Annotated in this window: 19 protein-coding genes and 2 pseudogenes; 11 read left to right on the top strand and 10 right to left on the bottom strand. The window is 59.2% G+C overall.

The window, feature by feature from the left end; genetic code table 11:
- The first annotated feature begins 9 nt into the window (after positions 1-9).
- The gene (locus tag B30_RS01735) at positions 10-1065 is read left to right on the top strand and encodes a hypothetical protein (protein ID WP_009570259.1); all 1056 of its coding nucleotides are present in this window, start codon (positions 10-12) and stop codon (positions 1063-1065) included.
- Positions 1062-2999, top strand: coding sequence for an ATP-dependent zinc metalloprotease FtsH (ftsH, locus tag B30_RS01730; RefSeq protein ID WP_232616883.1), 1938 nt, complete (start codon positions 1062-1064; stop codon positions 2997-2999). The genes B30_RS01735 and ftsH overlap by 4 nt, the downstream gene beginning before the upstream one ends.
- A gap of 45 nt (positions 3000-3044) precedes the next feature.
- Here the strand turns inward: ftsH and B30_RS01725 are convergent, their stop codons facing one another.
- A complete protein-coding gene (locus B30_RS01725) occupies positions 3045-4196 on the bottom strand; it encodes a polysaccharide deacetylase family protein (RefSeq protein WP_009570257.1) in 1152 nt (383 codons plus the stop codon).
- Between the two features lie 226 nt (positions 4197-4422).
- On the opposite strand from B30_RS01725, the gene B30_RS01720 reads away from it, so the two are divergent.
- Positions 4423-4755, top strand: coding sequence for a hypothetical protein (locus B30_RS01720; protein WP_009570256.1), 333 nt, complete (start codon positions 4423-4425; stop codon positions 4753-4755).
- A gap of 41 nt (positions 4756-4796) precedes the next feature.
- Here B30_RS01720 and B30_RS22710 read toward each other — a convergent pair.
- Positions 4797-4902 (bottom strand): annotated as a pseudogene (locus B30_RS22710) (IS3 family transposase); the annotation flags it as partial.
- A gap of 162 nt (positions 4903-5064) precedes the next feature.
- Between B30_RS22710 and B30_RS22295 the strand changes: the two are divergent.
- Positions 5065-5247 (top strand): hypothetical protein, encoded by a 183-nt coding sequence (locus B30_RS22295; protein ID WP_009570255.1) that lies wholly within the window; start codon positions 5065-5067, stop codon positions 5245-5247.
- A 160-nt stretch (positions 5248-5407) separates the two neighbouring features.
- On the opposite strand, the gene B30_RS01710 is transcribed toward B30_RS22295, so the two are convergent.
- The 6 genes from B30_RS01710 to B30_RS01685 are packed head-to-tail and all read right to left on the bottom strand — an operon-like array spanning position 5408 to position 9229.
- Complete coding sequence (locus tag B30_RS01710) at positions 5408-5881, bottom strand: c-type cytochrome (protein WP_009570254.1); 474 nt, start codon at positions 5879-5881, stop codon at positions 5408-5410.
- Complete coding sequence (locus B30_RS01705; protein WP_009570253.1) at positions 5878-6333, bottom strand: cytochrome c; 456 nt, start codon at positions 6331-6333, stop codon at positions 5878-5880. Before B30_RS01705 ends, B30_RS01710 begins: the two co-directional genes overlap by 4 nt.
- Positions 6330-6869 (bottom strand): methylamine dehydrogenase light chain, encoded by a 540-nt coding sequence (locus B30_RS01700; protein ID WP_009570252.1) that lies wholly within the window; start codon positions 6867-6869, stop codon positions 6330-6332. The genes B30_RS01705 and B30_RS01700 overlap by 4 nt, the downstream gene beginning before the upstream one ends.
- A gap of 26 nt (positions 6870-6895) precedes the next feature.
- Positions 6896-7501, bottom strand: a complete 606-nt coding sequence (locus tag B30_RS01695) for a methylamine utilization protein MauD (RefSeq protein WP_009570251.1) — start codon at positions 7499-7501, stop codon at positions 6896-6898.
- Between the two features lie 28 nt (positions 7502-7529).
- Entirely contained in the window at positions 7530-8057 is a 528-nt protein-coding gene (locus B30_RS01690; protein ID WP_009570250.1) for a MauE/DoxX family redox-associated membrane protein, read from the bottom strand.
- Between the two features lie 5 nt (positions 8058-8062).
- Positions 8063-9229, bottom strand: a complete 1167-nt coding sequence (locus tag B30_RS01685; RefSeq protein ID WP_157789775.1) for an amine dehydrogenase large subunit — start codon at positions 9227-9229, stop codon at positions 8063-8065.
- A gap of 204 nt (positions 9230-9433) precedes the next feature.
- Between B30_RS01685 and B30_RS01680 the strand changes: the two genes are divergently transcribed.
- The 3 genes and pseudogenes from B30_RS01680 to B30_RS22450 form a co-directional block, all read left to right on the top strand.
- Positions 9434-10372 carry a helix-turn-helix domain-containing protein gene (locus B30_RS01680; protein WP_009570248.1) on the top strand — a complete coding sequence of 313 codons (939 nt, stop codon included), beginning with the start codon at positions 9434-9436 and terminating at the stop codon, positions 10370-10372.
- A gap of 752 nt (positions 10373-11124) precedes the next feature.
- Positions 11125-11379, top strand: coding sequence for a hypothetical protein (locus tag B30_RS22705; RefSeq protein WP_420042213.1), 255 nt, complete (start codon positions 11125-11127; stop codon positions 11377-11379).
- A 130-nt stretch (positions 11380-11509) separates the two neighbouring features.
- A pseudogene (locus B30_RS22450) lies at positions 11510-11626 on the top strand (IS481 family transposase); the annotation flags it as partial.
- A 322-nt stretch (positions 11627-11948) separates the two neighbouring features.
- Here the strand turns inward: B30_RS22450 and B30_RS01670 are convergent.
- Both B30_RS01670 and B30_RS01665 read right to left on the bottom strand, forming a co-directional pair.
- Positions 11949-12731 carry a GntR family transcriptional regulator gene (locus B30_RS01670; protein ID WP_420042212.1) on the bottom strand — a complete coding sequence of 261 codons (783 nt, stop codon included), beginning with the start codon at positions 12729-12731 and terminating at the stop codon, positions 11949-11951.
- Positions 12732-12752: 21 nt separating this feature from the next.
- On the bottom strand, positions 12753-14456 hold the full coding sequence (locus B30_RS01665; protein WP_009570245.1) for a glycerol-3-phosphate dehydrogenase/oxidase: 1704 nt from the start codon (positions 14454-14456) through the stop codon (positions 12753-12755).
- A 254-nt stretch (positions 14457-14710) separates the two neighbouring features.
- Between B30_RS01665 and B30_RS01660 the strand changes: the two genes are divergently transcribed.
- The 4 genes from B30_RS01660 to B30_RS01645 are packed head-to-tail and all read left to right on the top strand — an operon-like array spanning position 14711 to position 19315.
- Positions 14711-16249 (top strand): FGGY-family carbohydrate kinase, encoded by a 1539-nt coding sequence (locus B30_RS01660; protein WP_009570244.1) that lies wholly within the window; start codon positions 14711-14713, stop codon positions 16247-16249.
- Positions 16242-17327 carry an ABC transporter ATP-binding protein gene (locus B30_RS01655; RefSeq protein WP_009570243.1) on the top strand — a complete coding sequence of 362 codons (1086 nt, stop codon included), beginning with the start codon at positions 16242-16244 and terminating at the stop codon, positions 17325-17327. The genes B30_RS01660 and B30_RS01655 overlap by 8 nt, the downstream gene beginning before the upstream one ends.
- A gap of 12 nt (positions 17328-17339) precedes the next feature.
- On the top strand, positions 17340-18434 hold the full coding sequence (locus B30_RS01650) for an ABC transporter ATP-binding protein (protein ID WP_009570242.1): 1095 nt from the start codon (positions 17340-17342) through the stop codon (positions 18432-18434).
- On the top strand, positions 18434-19315 hold the full coding sequence (locus B30_RS01645) for a carbohydrate ABC transporter permease (protein WP_009570241.1): 882 nt from the start codon (positions 18434-18436) through the stop codon (positions 19313-19315). Before B30_RS01650 ends, B30_RS01645 begins: the two co-directional genes overlap by 1 nt.
- Positions 19316-19317 lie beyond the last annotated feature (2 nt).

Raw genomic sequence — 19317 nt, 5'->3', positions numbered from 1 at the left:
GTAGATCGCATGTCTTTGCCCGTCAGCACCCTCGTTCAAACGGAATGCGAACCTGTTGACGTGTCGCTGAGGGACAAGTTTGCATTCCTTAGGACCGGGTCGCCTTGGTCAGGTGAGCCGCCACCGGAATGTATTGAAACCCATGCGTCTTATGTCTTTCTCACCCGGAATCGGGTGTGGAAGCTCAAGAAACCGGTGCGGCTCCTGCATATTGACCAGCGCACTCTGGCGGCGCGGGCCCATCTGTGCCGTGAGGAAGTCCGACTGAACCGGGAATTGGCCGGGTCGGTCTATCGCGGCGTCATGCCCCTTGTGCAGCAGCCTGACGGCGGATTGGCTTTGGGCGGGGAAGGGCGCGTTGTCGACTGGCTGGTTGAAATGGTGCGGCTTCCTGCAACCTCGATGCTGGATCTCCGATTGAAGGCCGGTCCGGTCCCGCGACTTTCGGAAATCGTCAGCCTGAGCGACCTTCTGGTTTCGTTCTATCGCAAGCAACACAGGACCGCTGACATGGGCCACCGGTTTTACCATCGTCTTATGCGCGATAGTCGGACCAACGCGGCCCATCTGCGCGAAATGCGGCACCATATGGGCAACGCGCTGCGCGAGGAGGTGCTGGATTTCGCGCTCCCGGCGCTGGAATCCTGCCGCGGGGAAATCATCGCGCGGGCTTGTCAGGGGCTCTTGAGCGAAGGCCACGGCGACCTGCGGCCCGAACATGTCTGTCTGACCGACCCGCCGGTGGTCTTCGACCGCGTGGAGTTCGATCACGATGTCCGGCTTGCCGACCCATTCTTTGAATTCAACGAGCTGGGGATCGAATGTGCCTCAGCAGGTGCGGCATGGATTCGGGCCGTCATGTTGTTCCGATTGTCGCAGACAATCCCGCCCCCAAGTCGCACCTTGCTGACCACCTATGGCGTTGTCACCTGCCTGACCCGCGCACGGTTGGCCATCAACCACCTGCGTGATGTGGAGGTCCGCACGCCGGCCAAGTGGCCGGCCCGGGCAAGGCTCTATCAGGGCGTGGCGGCGGAACTGATAGAGAGTCTCGGGGCCGATTGACCGACCATCATTGCCGCGACATCGGCGGCACCAAGGAAAGACAGAGAATGCCAAACGATCCTCCAAATGACGATTCCCGGAAGCCATGGATAACCATCATGTTCTGGGCGCTACTTTTTACGGCTTATGTAGTTTCGTCTTTCACCAATATTGATTCAAGCGTTCAGGTCGTTTCCTACAGTGAGATCAAACGGATGATCCGAAAGGGAGAGGTCGGGCAGGGCCTTTTGGAGGAAAACGCGATCACGGTCTCGGGCAAGGATGACGTTGCCGCCGCGACGCCGCGTTTCCGCGCGGTCACGCCATCGCAGGGTGATCCGGAGCTTCTGCCGCTGCTGGAAGCGCATGGCGTCGAGATCACCGCCAAGGAGCCCCGCGGCGTGTCGGTTCTCAGCTATATCCTGCCGTGGATCCTGATTCTTGCGGTCTATTTCTGGTTCCAGCGGCGGATGCTGGGTCAGACGGGAGGCGGATTTGGTGCGGGCGGACTGGGTGGTCTGTTCAGCGGACGGTTTTCCAGGCCCAGCGAAAGCGGAACCCGGACGACCTTCGCCGACGTAGCAGGTCAGGATCAGGCCAAAAAGGAGGTGGCCGAACTGGTCGAGTTCCTGCGCGAACCCGAACGTTTCCAACGCGTGGGCGCCGAAGTGCCACACGGGGTGCTTTTGATGGGCCCACCCGGCACCGGTAAGACACTTCTGGCAAAAGCGCTGGCGGGTGAGGCCGATGTTCCGTTCTTTTCGACATCGGGCTCCGAGTTCATCGAGGTTTTCGTCGGTGTCGGTGCGGGCCGTGTGCGCAAGATGTTCGAGGCCGCACGCAAGGCTGCCCCGGCGGTCATCTTCATCGACGAGTTGGACAGTATCGGCCGCACCCGGGGCACCGGGCTTGGCGGCGGCCACGATGAGCGCGAACAGACGCTGAACCAGATCCTTGCAGAGCTTGACGGGTTCGAGGGCAAGGAGGCCGTCGTGGTGTTGGCTGCGACCAATCGGCCCGACGTGCTTGACCCTGCTCTTCTGCGCCCCGGGCGCTTTGACCGGCACGTCATGCTCAACCTTCCCGACCGGCGGGCTCGGCGGGCAATCCTCGACATTCATGCCAAGGCGCTGCCGCTTACCGATCCCTCGGATCTGGATGCAATCGCGGGTGGCACCCCGGGCTTTTCAGGCGCCGATCTGAAAAATCTGCTGAACGAGGCCGCGATCCAGGCAGCCCGACGCAGCGCCGGGTCTATCACCGAGGCCGATCTTCAGGAGGCCCGCGACAAGGTGATGATGGGCACCGTGCGCACGCTGGCAATTCAGCCCGAGGAAAAACACCGCCTGGCCGTGCATGAGGCTGGTCATACAGCGGCGGCATTTTTCACGCCGGGAGCCGACCCGCTCTACAAGGTGACGATCATCCCGCGCGGGCGCAGCCTGGGTGGTACGCATATGCTCGAGCGCGAGGAGCATCACACCCTGCCCGAGGATTACCTTCACAGCCAGTTGACCATCCTGCTGGCCGGGCGCGCGGCCGAAAAACACCTGCTCGGGAGCGTCAGCTCCGGCGCCGACGACGACATCAAACGCGCCACTGAACTGGCCCGCTCGATGGTCGCCCGTTGGGGCATGAGCGAGGACATAGGCCCGGTGGATCTGCGCCAGCGCGAGGATCATCCCTTCCTTGGTCAGTCGATGGCCCAGCCGCGCGAACATGCCGACGAAACCGCCGCCCGGGTGGACAACGCCGTGACGACGCTTCTCAAAGACGCCGAGGCAGAGGCGATCGGCATCATCTCGCGTCACGAAAAAGAGGTCCATGCGCTGATTGACGCGTTGGAACGCAAGGAGGTGCTTGATTTCAAGGAAATCGAGACCTGTCTGAAACCGGTCGTATCCGTGGTCACGCCGCTGCCGCACAAGAACGACGACACCGGAATCGCGACGTGAACAGGGCACAGCGGCACCATCCTAACCAGTCGGATGTTCCGGCCCCTAATCCGCCACCTCCGCCTCGATGGCAGAACGAACGACGTCGTCAAATCCTGAAAATGCCCGACCCTCGATGAAGATGAGCGGAAAAAGCTCGAACCGCTCCGAGACACCCTCGCTTGCTGCATATCTCGACCGGTAGGTCTCCAGCATGGGCAGGAAATTGCGCTCGCCCACCAGATGCTCCTCGACCGGATAATCGAGACTGGCAATAAACGCAGCAGCCTCGCGGCACATCGGGCCTTCACCATTGTGAAACATCACGAGCTTGTCTCCGACCTCGGGCAAATCCGCGATTTCCTCAAGCGGAACCGCTGGCTGCGGCTCAAGGTATTGCAGATCGCGGTTTTCCGGAATCCGGGCAAGGGGCCGCTTGATGACGGTCACCGCCTTCACCCAGGCATCGAAGGGTCGCCAGGCAAGTCCCGGTTCAGCGAGCGCCGCCTCGTAGACCTCCCAGTAGCCGGCCTTGGTGCCGCCAATATGCGGGTGCGAGACCAGGATCATGCTATCGGGATGCCTGGCGATACTTTCGGCAAAGACCTGTGCGAAATCGGCTTCGGTCGCGCCACGCGAAAACAGACTGATGTCGCAGAGCGATCCGCGACCGAGTTCTCCGAACGCCACGTTCGACACTTCTATCAGGCCGACATCATATTCCTCGGGCCGATAGATCACAGCGCGGACATCCTCGGTGCCACGCGCCAGAACGTAGGGAACGCCCAGATCCTCGGCCGCGCGCAGGGTGTTCTCGTCATACGAGGAATAGGAACAGGCGAAGATCCGCATTGGGTGACCAGTCAGGTCTTCCATGTAGGACTTGACCTCGTGCATGGCCGCACGCTGTTCCTCGTAAGGCTTGTCCCAACAGATGCCGGAATACCCACCAATGATTTCGTGCCCTGTAGCGGCCAGGCGGCGAAATATCTCTGGATAGGCTTCCAGCACGGGGTTTGAGGCCTTGACCATCGCGGTCAACCCGCGCTCGCGAAGCTCCAGTTCCCACCGCAGCAAGCCATCGATGGGTTCCTCGGTATCGGTGTTGATCAAGTAGACCAACCCGTTGATCGGTGTGATCTCATCAGCGGCCAATCCTGTGGCCAACAGACTACTCGCGACGGCCAATGACGCCAGAATCCGGCTTGTCGGTTTCATGCAAACACCTTGTTTTGTGTTACGTTCGTTTCCGAGGCTGTGGCCATTGCAGGGAGGTTTCATTGACGGGGATCATCCGTTGGCCATTGGTGCATCGGATGCGTGGAATTTTGCCAATGCAGCAAGGTCAACTGGGCGGGAATCCATCCCAGTTGACGGCTGACAATGTCGCGAATCTACGAAATTCCATACTCCACCGGATTCCGCTTTCAGAGGAGGCAACGCGATGACGAGATTCGATGACGGTGCAACACCTAAGGCGGACGAGCAACTGGTCCTCGCGCCTGAGAGCACACCTTGGCATCTTTACCCAATGCAGGGAGCCGAATATCAGGATTACCGAAACGCTGCCGACGATCTGCTCGGCCCGTATCCCGAACGGACGGTTGAAACCTTTCACGATCTTGGACTGAGCGACGACGAGATTGCCCAATACTTCGGAACCTCGCTGCGCAGGATCAAGCGCTTGTCGGAGGGCAGCAAGCGATCGGACCGCTCCCCCAGCCTCCGCGACGTCGCAAAGCTGGTGCGGGCGAAGCTCTTTGACGGGACAATTTGAGAATTGGACCTGTCGCGTTTTGTGTCGGCCTAGTGGCTCGTTTAGGCCATTTTCCGTTCGAAAGCGACGGGGCTTTCCAGCCCAATGCCAAGTGACGGCGGCGCGGATTATAGACGCCGTTGATGTATTCGCAGATGGCCCTCGAGCCACAATACCATATTCGCAATCATGGCAATTTCCCTTGCTGCTTATCGCAACCTGAAAGCCGTGTTCGCGCAGGATCTTCTGATAGCCGTGCGAATAATAGTGACCGGCTTCAGCCGGTCACTGCGACACAGTGTAGAACTTTGGATTTAAGGGACTGTGTTGATGGCCAAGCCGCTACCGATGGACGCGCAAAAGACATCGCCGATTTGGAGGGGATGGACACGTGGTGCGCCGATGGCAAACATTGCACGCGCTGTGGATTGTGGTGGCCAAACCCTTGATTTCATGTTGTCTGTGCGGCGCGAGCTGGCCGCTTTTCGGCAATTCGCCCAGCTCGCAGCATAATTCTGTCCGAAGCGAAGCTACTCGCAAGCCGTGTGAAAAACTGCAACAAAACCCTCCGATACTCCCCAGCGTATTCAGCCGGGGCAAGCTTGCACGTGCGTCAGTTCTGAGTGGCAATCAACAAAATGGACCATTTATGCAGCGCAGAGGGCTCACCCTGTCAGGGCCAAGGGTAGGCCGACGGTGTGTATCCCTCTGTGGCAAGATGCTCCACCACATCGCGACGGATATCAACCACATTACTCGTCGTCTTCTGCCGTAATTGTACGAGCTCGTCCGCATCGAAAGGGACAAAGTCCGCTGGCTTGGATTGACCGGCCCAGACATCAATGATGAAGTTCAGCAGCGCCGCTGTATCGGCATCCGACAGACCATCGCCGCGCACGTTCGGGACGTTGACCAGATAGGCCCGCCCCTCAGGTGAGCCGGCGAAATATCCGATCGAATCCACGAAATCTGGAATCCCCGCCTGTGGCAGGCCCCTGCCATCGGCCATGTGGCAGCCAATGCACTTCAGGACATAGTTGGTGGCAGTGCCACGTTGCGGTCCCGGCATGGTTTTGTCGATGTCGGCAAGGATGATACCGGGCAGAATGGTCAGAAGACCGCACAAAAAGAACGATCTGAACTTCATTGTGCCACCCTCTCTCTTATCTTGATTAAGGCCGCGTGGTCGGGCGGCGCTTCGCGTAAGGTCCCCAGTTCCTCAGGAGACAGCTTTGGGTTTATATCGTTTAGGTCGCCCAGAACGTAATTCGTGATGGCGAGGACTTCTGCGTCGGTCAGCCAGACATGCGATGGCATGACAAGACCAACATATTCCATGTCGTTTGCGGTAATGCGCCCGGTCAGCCCCGAAAGCAGTACACCGCTTAGATAGATGGGAGCCTCTTCGCCAAGGCGCGCGAAGAGCTCGCGATGAGCCAGAGGAGGAGCCAGTCCGGGGGCGCCGACGCCTGCCTTCTGATGGCAGGCTGCGCAGTTTGTATCGAAGAGAGCTGCCCCCGCGTTTTGGTCCTGTGCGCTGGCGGAAACCGCAAGCGCGCTCAGGCAGACGACGAACATTGCCCTGACGTCGTTGATCATTCTGCAAGCCCCACCACAATGGCCAGCGTACAATGAATGCTGTTGTCGGTATTTGCCAGACACCAGCTTGATTCCGAGGCAAGGCCCATACGATACCCCGGCATATCGCCTTCCTGACGCGAGCAGCCGTCGGTCTCACAGCCGCCGGTGCCGCAGCAGTCGTTGTAGCTGACCAGATAATCCTTGTTGTCATTGGGGTTGCGACAGGTGCCGACCCAGGCAACCTTGGACGGGGTAGATCCGGGTGGGCATTGCGTGACGGTGCCGCCGCAATGGCTGCACAGCCCGCCGTGCAGCGAACAATAGCGCCAGTATTCACAGTCCTCGGGCAATTCCTCGGGCTCGCCGAAGCCGCGCGCCATGGCGGCGCCGCCGAACGTATCAAAGGGCAGCATCGGCAAAACGGTGCCACCGACCAATGCCCACCCGGCGCGGCTGAGAAATGACCGACGTCCGGCTCGATGGGCGATCCCGCGTGACGTAATCTCGACCCGCGTGTCGAGCCAGCCGGAGAATTGGGAGATAAGGTTTTTCACAGGGTGTCTCCTTTGCGTGATGACGATCAATGTGCGGGCTGCACATCTTGGGTGGACAGGTAGGACTGGATCGAGGGGGTCTTGAGATCGAGCGCATTGAACAGGCTGTCGAACTGTTCGCGGCTGTTGATCAGGCCCTTGGCGCGGATCACCCCGTGCTGATCCAGCAGCACGGCATAGGGCAGTCGCGCCACCCGGTAGCCCAGCCCCAGTTCGGTCGAAACCACATAGGGATAGTCCTGCAGCTTGGCCGATGTGATGAACCTGTCATGCTGCGCCAGATCGCCGCCATCCGAGGCCAGCACCACCTCAAGCCACGCCCCTTCGGCCTTGCGGATGTGATTGACGATCGGCAGCAGCTTCTTGCAGACCGGGCAGGTCGGCGACAGGAAGAAGACGAGCGTACTTCTGTCGGCACGCGGGCCGATGGTGACCATGCCGCCCGTGCGGCTTTCAAGGGTGAATTGCGGCGATGCCATGCCGACCTGTGGGCCGGCATCGTTCACCAAAGCCCCCATCGGGGCGACCCGTTCGAACAGGATGCCGATTTGCCGCCCCATGGCGAGCAGGCCGAAAGCGAGGCCGAGGATCATGACGAACATGGCCACATTCAAAAAGACGAGTGCAGTCATTTTATTCTCTTTTCAGATGGTTGCAGCATCAGATCGTACGCTGCGCAAGCGCGGCGTTGGACAGGATGCGATCGACGATAAGGAAGGTGAGGGTCAGCATCGCACCCACCGCGATCGCGGCAAGCGCGGCACCGGGTGCGCGTGAGGCCACTGGTGCGACCGCCGAAAGCCCCGCGATCACTGCCAGAACGATGTTGCGCAGCACCAGCGGCGCGCCAAGTGGTTGCGCCGCGCCTCCGCAGCCGCATTCCACCGTGGTGCGACCCCGAAGGACATTGATGCCCATCGCCAGCGCGTAAAGCAGGAACAACCCCGCCCCCAGCGCAAGCGCAGGGGCCATGACGCCCGGCGTCACCGTTCCGATCACCACCGCCACCTCGGTCAGCACCAATGCGGCGGCGGCAGGACCGACCAGTGCCGCGGGCAGGATGCGGTAATCGGCGACAAAGCCCGTGAACTCGGTGAACTCGGTCAGTTTGTGAAAGGCCGCGCGGGCGAAGATCAGGGCAATGCTTGTCGCCCCCGCCATGCCAAGCAGTGAGAAAGACTGTTCCATGTGTCTCACTCGGCCCCCGGCGCCATGTCGATCACTGCCGCGAAGCCCGTGCCGGTGGTTGCCGCCTTGCGGCGCAGTGCGAATTGTGCTTCGGGGATAGCCTCGTAGAGAACGATCTCATCCTCTTGAAGGCTCAGCGAATACAGTAACGGCGTCTCGGCGTCAGAGACGAAAACCGACGACAATCCCTTGCCCTGTGAGCGGAACAGAAGCTTGCGCGCCTTCAGGTCATAGGCCCAGATCTCGGACGAGGCGTGATAATGCGCGCCCGGCTCTTCGATTTCCTTCATCGCCATGAACAGGACGCCATGCGCCTCATTGATCGTGAAGGGGTTGTAACCGCCGGGGGCCCAGTTCAGATCGGCACCGAACGAGGGGATGGTCTCGACCAGTTTTACCGTGCCGCCCTCATCTGACAGATGCACGATCGCGCCGCTGTAGGTGATGAAATATAGGTCCCCTTCGTAGCGGTCGAAGGTCAGATAAAGGGGGTCTTCGTTTGGGTCGAAAACGGGGGTGCCACGGCTTGTGGTAAAGGTCTTGCCTGTCTCGTCCAGCGTCACACTCATGAACGCGCCATCGGCACAAATGGTTGAAAAGCCGGACCCCGCCAATGTCGGATAGATGCCAAAGCAACCTGGCGTCGGCACCTCGACCGCAAAACTGGAGGCGGCCAGATCCACCACCGTCACCGATGTCGCCGGGGTCGAATTCTGGATGAACAAAAAGCGTTCGTCCGCGCTCAGCCGCGTCAGCGACTGATTGGTGGTATATTGTGCGATCTGCGTGGGCAGAACAATTTCCTCGCGCACGCTGAGCGTTGGAATATCGAACACGGTCAGCACATCCGTGCGCGGACCGCGCACCATCCGGGCCTGAAAGTTCGAGGCGTAATAGGCGGTCTGCCCATCGCGCGAGATCGCCGAATGGGCCTGAAGGCCCGCCGCCATCGTGCCTTTAAAGGCCAGATCATCGGCCCCATAGACCTTGATCGCGCTGGCCTTGTCCCAGCCTTGGCTGTTCACAAAGACATTCGGGCCGGGCGCGATGGCCGCGAGCGCGGTCGGGGTTTCGAATTCAAAGGGCGGATGGCTGGGCTCGTCCTGGGCCAGGGCGGCGCGGGAAACGAGGCTGGTGAACAGCAAAAGCCCAAAGGCAAGTTTTTGAGTCATTGAGATCTCCATGCAGATCAATGTTGCTCGACCTTGCATCTTCACTGCAGCGCGGCGAAAGCCAGATTTTCCCGTAAATTTCGCCTGCGTTTTGTGCAGTTTGCAAAGGGGGCCATATTCCGGGCCTGTTGTGCGGTGTCCAATCTTGCTGAGCTGCACCGCCCAAACAACGGTAACGCAGCTCTACCAAATTGGATGAATGCAATGACCGCGCCTTGCCTGACCTATTCCGTCAGAACCTTTTTCGATGCGACAGAACAGGAAGCGGGGCTTCCGGGCTGGGAACAGCGCTACATGCGCACCCACGGCGGCAGTTTTGAGGGCAGCGTGGCGCAGGTCAGCCTTGGGCCGGTCACCATTTCCGAAGAACGCAGCAGCATCGGCATGTTGCAATGGAGTGCTCCACCTCCCGGCAAGATCATCATCGCCTTTGTCGCCTCGAACCAGAAGCTTGGCTTCAATGGCATGGCCGTCGCTGATTGTCTGATGTTGCAGCGCGGGGGGAGTGAGATCCTCTGCCACAGCAACGCCTCGCTTCCCGAAAGAGGCATGATGATCGAGGTCGACGAGACGGCCGTTGATCTCCCACCGGGGCTGTTCAGGAGGGCAGCCATTGTCACATGCCCGTCCAGCAGGCAGATTCTGGATATTTCACGCTACTTCGAGCAAATCCTGCAATCGGCGCCCACGACCATGCGGATCGCGCCGGCGATCCTGCAGCAGGAGATTGTAGAAATACTCATGGATAAGGTGCAGTACTTGGTCGATCAATTCAAACAAAACGAATGCCGCCTCTTAGGCGACCGAACTTCCGCCGCGGATATACTGTTGCGCGCCGAGAGCTTCTTTGTTGAAAATGAGCCTGAGGACATCACCATCCAATCGCTATGCGAAGGGCTGGCTATCAATCAGCTCACCTTGCGCAACGCTTTTGCTGAACTTCTGTCGATGACGCCGCGCGAGTGGCTCATTGCACGAAAGCTTGATATCGGACACAGGTTGTTGTCGGGTGGCACGATCACGACGACGCAATTGGCCCTGGCAAGCGGTTTCGGGCATCTGGGCCGCTTCTCGACCTACTATAGAAAAATTTACGGAGACCTGCCCTCCACCAAACGTGTTGAACGGCTTCGGGCCTACTGATCTGTTGATTCCGCTGAGAAGTGACCCATGTGAACACATTGCCCTGACGGTTTTGGTCACGGCATCACTGCCGAAATGCCAGAGGATCTGATCGAGCGCGCCCTGCACGGGGAGGGCAACGCCTCAAGATGCTCGACAAGATTGTCCTGCCGCCGCTCCGCCTCACGGCGGACGACCGTGGGTCATTGCGTTGATGTGCCGACCGTCAAGCCGCCCCGGAAACGGGCGAGTGACCTCACAGGAGCCCGGCGGGGAAGCCCGATCACAGTCCTGACCTCTCAGATTGATGCCCGGGCATTCTTGGCAGAGAGGGCATCATAAAGAGCGCAAATCCAGAAGAGCGCAAATCCGGTTATTATCGGCATCGACACGCATAAGGCACAGCATGTGGCTGTTGCGATCGATATGCAAGGCGCCTGCTTGGCGGCGCTGTCCATTCCGACCAATCCGAAGGGCTATTTGGAGTTGGCGCGTTGGTCGTGCTCTTTGGGAAGGTTTTGGCATTTGGACTCGAAGGGACTGGCTCCTGGGTCCGGGGCTTTCAGGGTCTTTGTTGGCTCAAGGCCACAATGTGGTTGAGGTCACGCGGCCAAATCGTCAGTAGCGATACGTGCCATGCAAAACAGACGTCTTGGATGCAAAAGGCACGGCAGGGTCCGTTCTCTCTGGACAAGTAACAGCGCGACCCAATCAGATATTTGAAGATTGCACGCGATACAGCTGTTAAATCACGTTCACAGGAGATGGTGACTTTGAAGGCGCTGATCATCAACGCACCTGCAGATCTTCGTGACGCGCTGGATCAAGTCCGAGGGAAAGTCGCCTTGATTCAGCATATTGCAGCCTTCAGGCGACGCAGATACATCACGCGTGATGCCAAAAGGCAGGACGTGTTTGACGACATCGAGATATTCTATAACCCAGACCGCAAGCACACGAACAATGGTATGCCGTCGCCCGTTGACCATGAAATCAAACACCAGAGAATGAACGAGGCAGGCGTCTAGGAAACTAGGGGGCACCTCACTTCTTTACTGCCTAAACGCTCCATGATCCGTTCGAAAACCGGGGTACAGCATATTCACGTCCGACGCGGTTTGGCATGATCCGCGAGGCAAGTAAAATCAGACACCGCCCCTGATCAGGTCAAACCATCCGTGGACCAATGGCCAGATCGAACAAATGAACCGCACGATCCAGGAGGCGACAGTGACGCGAATTTATTATGTCGGTCATGGTCAGATGCGAACACATCCGCAAGATCTGGGCTTCAGAGCCAGATCGTTTCATTCTAAATCTGCCCCACAAATGCCGGGACTGAACAGTCAGGATCAGGTTTCCTCGATGAACACCGTGTAAATCGCCGAAAAGCGTCACGCCGGTAGGCATCGCAGTCTGTGCAGGGGCGCAAGCGATGCCGGGGCCAATGCGATTTGGGACAAGTGGCGCTGATAGGTTGATGGATGCGGACCTGACATTCGACGTCACCCATGGGTAGGGCATTTCTCAGATCACAACGCCCGGCAAGATTGCCGATGTGTCCGTTCTGCTGGCAGGGGCAAAGCACCTCTGACTTTTAGCCGACCGAAGACACCGACAAGTGAAGGCGGGATCGGTCCGTCAGGAAGGTTGCCACATAATATTCGATCGGGTGCCCGTCTTCGTTCACACAGACGGATTCGACCTTAAGCGCCGCCTTGCCAGCCTCGACCCCCAGCAATTCGGCGTCTGCCACCGATAGGGATACGGCCTCAATCCAGCGGTCCGCACGCACGAGACGGACTCCGAACTGCCGGTTGATCGTGTCGTACAAAGACCGGTTTTCAAGCTGAATTCGTTCCAGCCCCGGAACGGATTCCTGCAGCATTGCCCACCTGACGATCATGCGCGGTACGGATTCGACCGACATGACGCGATCTACCACCACGATCGGGTGGGTGGGGTCGATCCGCAACATCCGGCTGATCCGGGGTGTTGGGTGGGTGACTTCCTGGCGCAATATCCTACGGGTGACGTCCTGTTTCTTTTCCGCCATCTCGCCGCTGAACCCCATGGTGGTTCCGACGAAATTCTGTTCATCGCGGCGACCACGCACAAAGGCCCCCTTGCCCTGAAGGCGATAAATCAGACCTTCGTTCACCATCTGTGAAAGGGCTTCGCGGATGACCGTGCGAGACACGCCAAAGGACTTGCACAGCTCGTTCTCCGAAGGCAGGCGGTCATGTTCCTTCAGGCCGTCCTCACGGATCAGTGTCGTCAGTGTGGCCTTGACCTGAGACCAAAGCGGCATGGCAGTGCCGCGTTCGATGCGGTCAATTCTACCTTGCAATGTCTCGGTCTTGCTATCGGGCAAAGGCACATGCCTCCATTGATCATCAGGTCACAGCGAACCTCGTATAGTGGCGCGGTGGCGATCCCGCAACAGTTGAGTGGTTTGCTCGATCTCTGTGGTGCGGTGGTCATCCGTCCACCCCAGAGCCGCGGCAGCCACCTCTGCCAGTTCGTTTATTCCGTTCTCGTTCAGGGCCCCTTCGAACCCCATCAACGTCCGGCGCAGCACAATATCCTCAAGGCGTGTGACGCGCTCTTGCGTGCAGATCAGGGAAATTTCCGCCGGGCTGTAATCGCGGATAGACACGAACTGACGGGGGTCCAAGCATTCTGCTTCTGCAACGGCTCTTGCCCGCGCGCCATAGCGCTGCGCCAGCATGGCGCACCGCTCAGGCGTCAGGCCCGTGTCTCTGGCCAGACGATTGGCCCATGCCAGACGATCGGCAGCCTCAAAGGGATACCCGGCGGCCCCGCCAATCGCGCGATCTGCGGTGCTGGCCTGACGCGGCAGGTTCTGTCGCTGCAGGACGACATCGCTGACCTGCTCGGCAAAGGCGCGATAGGTCGTCCATTTTCCGCCGACCAGGGTCAGTGTTTCAAACGGGCGATCCGCCGTTGCGGGAAAGCTATCCAGCCGGTGGTCGCGGCTGATTGCACCTGTGACCCCGGTCTCTTGCAGGGGCAGGGGGCGCACACCCGCAATGGTGAAAATGATGTCCTCGCGCCGCAGGTCCTCATTGGGCATAATCGGGCGCAACACCTTGAACAGGTAGTCAATTTCGGCATCGGTACAAATGTTGTCGCCCGGATCGTCGCTGCGGATGTCCGTGGTACCAAGGAACACCCGATCCTCGCCCATCGGGTAGATCAGACAGGCGCGATGGTCGTCGGTTTCGAAATAGAGCATCTTGCCGTTCATCTTCTGCGCCAAAACGGGCTGCTTCAGCACCAAATGCGACCCGCGGGTGCCGCCCATCAAGCGACCGGAAAACCCAAGGCCGGATTGCACCTCGTCCACCCATGCGCCAGAGGCGTTGATGACTAGGCGCGGCGCGACATCAAAGGTTTCACCACTCGCCATATCGCGCAGGGTGACACGACCGTTTTCCTGACCGATGGCCTTGAGGTAGGGAACCGCGAGGCTTTCGGGGCACTCGGCTTCGGCATCGGCCACAAGTTCCATTACAAGTCGTTCGGGATGGGTGATGCGCGCATCGTAATACTCAGCCACGGCACGAATGTCCGGCGCAAGCACCGGCATTTCGGCGCGGGCCTGTCGTCTGGTCAACAAACGGTGGTCGGGCATGGTCTGTTGTGTGCGGCCAAAGGCATCATATAGCATCAGGCCAAGTTTGACGGGGATCGCACCCTTGCGGCCCGGTGTCCGTGTCAGTTTCAGAAAACGGGCGATCGCCCCGAACGTGCCGCCAAGCCAACTTCGCAAGGGCACCCAGACCGGCAGAGGTTGCACGATATGACACGCGTTTTTCAGCAACAGATTGCGTTCGGTCAGGGATTCACGCACCAGCGCGGCCTCGCCCGTTTCCAGATAACGTAGGCCGCCATGGATAAGGCGCGAGGGCGCGGCGCTGGTACCGGATGAAAAATCCCCCGCCTCGACCAGAAGTGCGGGGACGTTCTGCGCCGCCAGATCTCGGAAAGTCCCGACGCCGTTGATTCCCCCGCCAATGATCAGAATGTCAGGCAACGCTTCGGTGCGAAGCCTTTCAATCATCTCTTCTCGTCTGCGCATCCGCCTCTCCTTCTCGCATTGCCTTGCTACACGCCTCAACAGGCATAGCATGTAATAACAAGTGAATATAGCCCGCCTGACCGCGCGTCAATTGTGCAAATACAACGCAAAAAGGGTATTATATACGACCTTTGTCTCCCTTCTTGTCGAACACAAGGGCAATTGACAGCCAATTTTTGCCCCCTATTGTTAATCATGTAATGACAAGTTGGCGGTGCGTTGTTGAGGAGTGACACCCGCCAAGGGAGGAGACTATGGGACAGTATGTAATCGGCATTGATGCCGGTGGCACAATGACGAAGGCCGCGCTGTTTGATCTGGACGGTGCCGAAATCGCCTGCGCGCATAGCCGGAACGTAATGCAGGCCCCCCACCCCGGCTGGACCGAACGGGACCCGGATGTGATGTGGAAGGCTGCGACCTTGGCCGTACGCCAGGTGATAGAATGCAGCGGCGTTTCGCCGTCAGACATCGAAGCGGTGTCCGTGGCCGGGTATGGTGGAGGCCTATACCTGATGGACCGCGACGGGCATCCGGTGCGGCACGGGATTATGTCAACGGACGCGCGCACCATCGACATCATCACCGAATGGCAGAGCAATGGCATTGCGGATCAGGTCGAGGCATTGATCGGCCAACACCTCTGGCCCGGTCAGACATTCGTTTTGCTGGCATGGCTGGTCCGCAATGAGCCAGACGTGTTTGACCGGACGCATCGCGTGTCCTTCTGCAAAGATTTCCTGCGTGCTCAACTGTGCGGGGACATGTCGACCGATCTGACGGATGCCGGGTCAGCCGGATTGCTGGACCCGGAAACCGACACTTATTGCGATGCGCTTTTCGAGCTTCTGGGCCTGTCCCACCTGCGCGACAAGCTTCCAGACCTTGGCCCCTCGGATGAGGTTGTGGGCCGCGTCACGGCAAAGGCTGCGGCGCTGACGGGTCTTCAAGAAGGAACGCCGGTTGTGCGCGGCACGGTAGATATGAGCGCGGCCGCACTGGCCTCGCATATCACGCAGCCCGGACAAATGAGCGTCATTGCGGGCACATTCAGCATCGCGGCCACGCTCAACACAACACCACGGCGCAGTTATGTGCCGATGTTGCAATTTCCCTACCCCCTTGGCGGATATATGGCGGTCGAAGGCTCTCCGACCTCGGCCAGCAATCTTGAATGGGTCGTCAAAACCGTTCTGGCCCATGGACAGCCTCTTCCGGACGAAGGGTTTTCCGACATCTACGAGCGCCTGAACGAAGCCCTTGCACGGCGTTTGGGAAAGCCCGGCCCGGCTTTGTTCTTTCCTTTTCTGTTCGGCGGCCCAAACGGCGCACCGGCGGGATTGTTGGGCATGACGGCGCAATCGGACTTTGACGACATGGCCATCGCGATCTTCGAGGGCATCGTTTTTGCCCACAAGTTGGACATCGACAAGGTGCTGTCAGGCGACGATGCCGCCCCCGTCGATCTGATCCGTCTGACGGGCGGCGCAACCCGCAGCCCGTATTGGTCCAAACTTTTCTCTGACATTCTGGGGTTGCCGATCGAAGTGCCCAAAGGATCGGAATTCGGTGCGCTTGGTGTGGCCATTTGCGCGGCGTCGGCCATCGGCGCCTATCCCTCCTTGGCCGATGCGGTCGCAGCGATGACCGGCATCGCACGCCGCCACGACTGCAACACAGATCGTCACGTCGCCCATATCGCAAAATTCCCACGGTTCGTAGCGATGACACGCGCAATGGCCGCAATCCCGGTGGCCCCGTTGGTCGCTGATACGGAGACCTTTCATGCTTGAACTTCAGGGGGTGAGCAAAATCGTTGCCGGAAAGCCCCATATCAACGCAACCGATGTGACCTTTCAAAAAGGCACAATGAACGTCCTTCTTGGACCAACGTCGGCGGGCAAAACCAGTCTGATGCGCCTGATGGCGGGTCTGGACCGCCCGAGTACAGGAAAGGTGTTTTGGAACGGCAAGGATGTGACCGGCCAACGGGTACAGGATCGGCGCATCGCGATGGTCTATCAGCAGTTCATCAACTACCCGTCCATGAACGTGTACGACAATATCGCCTCGCCCTTACGGTTGGCGGGTCGTGATCGTAGCGAGATTGACAGGCGCGTGCGCGAGACTGCCGCGATGCTGCAATTGACGCCGCTGCTTGACCGAATGCCTCTGGAGTTGTCGGGCGGACAACAACAACGCTGTGCTCTGGCCCGCGCCTTGGTCAAGGATGCCGGGCTGGTGCTTTTGGATGAACCACTGGCCAACCTTGACTACAAGCTGCGCGAAGAATTGCGCGACGAGATTCCGCGGATCTTTCGCGAGTCTGGCGCGATCTTTGTTTACGCCACGACCGAACCGGAAGAGGCCTTGCTTTTGGGCGGCAACACCGCCTGTCTTTGGGAAGGCCGCGTGACCCAGTTCGGCCCGGCGACAGAGGTCTATCGCCACCCGATCGACACCACCACAGCCCGCGTTTTCAGTGACCCTCCGATGAATTTCAGCGCCTGCACCAAGGCGGGCGATACGCTGACATTCGAGGTCGGAGCCAAGGTCGCGGCAGGTGGCAATCTGTCAGCGATCAGGGACGGAGACTACGTTGCCGGGTTCCGCGCCAACCACCTGCGGTTCGAAAAACCGAACGGCCCGGCGCTGGAACTGAAATGCCAGCTTGTCGCATCCGAGATCACCGGATCAGAGACGTTTTTGCATGTGCGCCAAGGTACGTCACGCTGGGTCGCACTGGTCCACGGAATTCATCATCTAACCGATGGGACGGACGTCAGCCTGTGGCTCAGCACCGCGCATTTCCACCTGTTCGACACCCATGGGCAATTGGCGGTTCAGGCCGCCTATGCCGCAGCAGCCTGAGGTTCTGACATCATGGCAAAAATTACCCTTTCCAATCTGGCGCACACCTACTTTCCCTACCCTCGGGGCGAACAGGACTACGCGCTCAAGACCATTGACCTGACTTGGGACGATGGCGGTGCCTATGCGCTTTTGGGGGCGTCTGGGTGTGGGAAATCCACACTTCTCAACCTCATTTCTGGCCTGCGGCGGCCCAGCCAGGGGCGCATTCTGTTCGGGGATGGCGATGTGACAGACGCGCCAACGGCAGAACGCAATATCGCGCAGGTGTTCCAGTTCCCAGTGGTCTACGACACCATGACCGTGCGCGAAAACCTTGCCTTTCCGCTGCGCAATCGCGGCATGAAAAAGGACTATATTCAGTCGCGCGTCGATCAGGTGGCACAGATGATCGGCATGGAGGACACGCTGTCGCGCAAGGCGCGTGGCCTAACGGCGGATGCCAAGCAAAAGATCAGCCTCGGGCGCGGCATGGTCCGTGAGGATGTGAATGCGATCCTGTTCGATGAACCTCTGACCGTGATCGACCCGCATCTGAAATGGGAACTGCGCACGCAGTTGAAAAAGCTGCATCAGGACTTTGGTCACACGATGATCTACGTCACCCACGATCAGACCGAGGCGCTGACCTTTGCCGATAAAGTGGTGGTCATGCATGACGGACGTATCGTTCAGGTGGGGACGCCCGAGGAACTGTTCGAACGGCCTGCGCACACATTTGTAGGGTATTTCATCGGCTCGCCGGGGATGAACCTATTGGATGCCGTCATCGACAGTGATGTCGCACGGATCGGCGAACATAAAGTGCCGCTGGGGGGTACGTTTGGCCCCCTGACGGGGCGCACGCAGATCGGCATTCGTCCTGAACATGTGACGGTCAGCAGAACCGGCGGACTGCCCGCCACCATTCTGCGCGTCGATGATGTGGGCCGTCACCGCATTTTGCGCGCCGAGGTGGCCGGAGCGCCCGTGGCCGTTGTTCTGCCCGAAGGCGCCGAGCTACCCGCAGACAGTTGTCGCCTCATATTCCAGCCGGAAAAGATCGGCGTCTTTGCCGACGATTGGCGCATGGCCCCGGAACATCCCAAAGACAGGAGTGGCTCGTAATGCTCAAGACACAGAACAACAAGGCATGGTTTCTGGTGCTTCCAGTGCTGCTGCTTGTCGGATTTTCGGCGATCCTGCCACTGATGACGGTGGTGAACTATGCCTTCAACGACACTTTCGGCAACAACGCGTTTTTCTGGGTGGGTCTGGAATGGTTCCGCGACGTGATCCGCTCGGAACGGATGCACGATGCCCTGCAACGTCAGCTTATCTTTTCGGCAATCATCCTGGCGATTGAAATTCCGCTGGGCATTGCCATTGCTCTGACCTTGCCGAAACGCGGCGTCTGGGCCAGCCTGACCTTGGTTTTGTTGGCGCTGCCCTTGCTGATCCCGTGGAACGTGGTGGGCACGATCTGGCAATTGTTCACTCGCATCGACATCGGTTTGCTTGGCTCGACGCTGGCTGCGCTTGGCGTCGATTTCAACCTTGGCCGCGATGCAATCGACGCCTGGGCGACGCTGATCGTGATGGATGTCTGGCACTGGACCTCGCTTGTCACGCTGCTGTGCTATGCTGGTCTGCAATCCATTCCCGAGGCCTATTACCAAGCGGGTCGAATTGATCAGGCCAGCCGCTGGGCCGTGTTCCGTTACATCGAACTGCCGAAGATGCAGGGGGTGTTGCTGATCGCCGTGCTGCTGCGCTTCATGGACAGTTTCATGATCTACACCGAGCCTTTCGTCGTCACCGGCGGTGGCCCCGGTTCGACCACGACATTCCTGTCCGTCGATCTGGTGAAGATGGCAATTGGTCAGTTCGACCTCGGTCCAGCCGCCGCCTTCAGCCTGATGTATTTCCTCGTGATCCTTTTGATTTCATGGGTGTTCTACACCGTCATGACAAATCTCGACCAAGAAAAAGAAGAGGTGCCGGAATGACC

The sequence above is a fragment of the Celeribacter baekdonensis B30 genome, from assembly GCF_000299875.1.
GTDB lineage: Bacteria > Pseudomonadota > Alphaproteobacteria > Rhodobacterales > Rhodobacteraceae > Celeribacter > Celeribacter baekdonensis_A.
This window is presented reverse-complemented; position numbering and strand designations above follow the sequence as displayed.

Bases quoted from the DNA above. Each gene is read 5' to 3' on its own strand.
- B30_RS01650 (WP_009570242.1), top strand. From the start codon at position 17,340: ATGGCAAAAATTACCCTTTCCAATCTGGCGCACACCTACTTTCCCTAC.
- B30_RS01735 (WP_009570259.1), top strand. From the start codon at position 10: ATGTCTTTGCCCGTCAGCACCCTCGTTCAAACGGAATGCGAACCTGTT.
- B30_RS22295 (WP_009570255.1), top strand. From the start codon at position 5,065: ATGGCCAAGCCGCTACCGATGGACGCGCAAAAGACATCGCCGATTTGG.
- B30_RS01660 (WP_009570244.1), top strand. From the start codon at position 14,711: ATGGGACAGTATGTAATCGGCATTGATGCCGGTGGCACAATGACGAAG.
- B30_RS01695 (WP_009570251.1), bottom strand. From the start codon at position 7,501: ATGACTGCACTCGTCTTTTTGAATGTGGCCATGTTCGTCATGATCCTC.
- B30_RS01655 (WP_009570243.1), top strand. From the start codon at position 16,242: ATGCTTGAACTTCAGGGGGTGAGCAAAATCGTTGCCGGAAAGCCCCAT.
- B30_RS01705 (WP_009570253.1), bottom strand. From the start codon at position 6,333: ATGATCAACGACGTCAGGGCAATGTTCGTCGTCTGCCTGAGCGCGCTT.
- B30_RS01680 (WP_009570248.1), top strand. From the start codon at position 9,434: ATGACCGCGCCTTGCCTGACCTATTCCGTCAGAACCTTTTTCGATGCG.
- B30_RS01725 (WP_009570257.1), bottom strand. From the start codon at position 4,196: ATGAAACCGACAAGCCGGATTCTGGCGTCATTGGCCGTCGCGAGTAGT.
- B30_RS01720 (WP_009570256.1), top strand. From the start codon at position 4,423: ATGACGAGATTCGATGACGGTGCAACACCTAAGGCGGACGAGCAACTG.
- B30_RS01665 (WP_009570245.1), bottom strand. From the start codon at position 14,456: ATGCGCAGACGAGAAGAGATGATTGAAAGGCTTCGCACCGAAGCGTTG.
- B30_RS01645 (WP_009570241.1), top strand. From the start codon at position 18,434: ATGCTCAAGACACAGAACAACAAGGCATGGTTTCTGGTGCTTCCAGTG.
- B30_RS01690 (WP_009570250.1), bottom strand. From the start codon at position 8,057: ATGGAACAGTCTTTCTCACTGCTTGGCATGGCGGGGGCGACAAGCATT.
- B30_RS01685 (WP_157789775.1), bottom strand. From the start codon at position 9,229: ATGACTCAAAAACTTGCCTTTGGGCTTTTGCTGTTCACCAGCCTCGTT.
- B30_RS01710 (WP_009570254.1), bottom strand. From the start codon at position 5,881: ATGAAGTTCAGATCGTTCTTTTTGTGCGGTCTTCTGACCATTCTGCCC.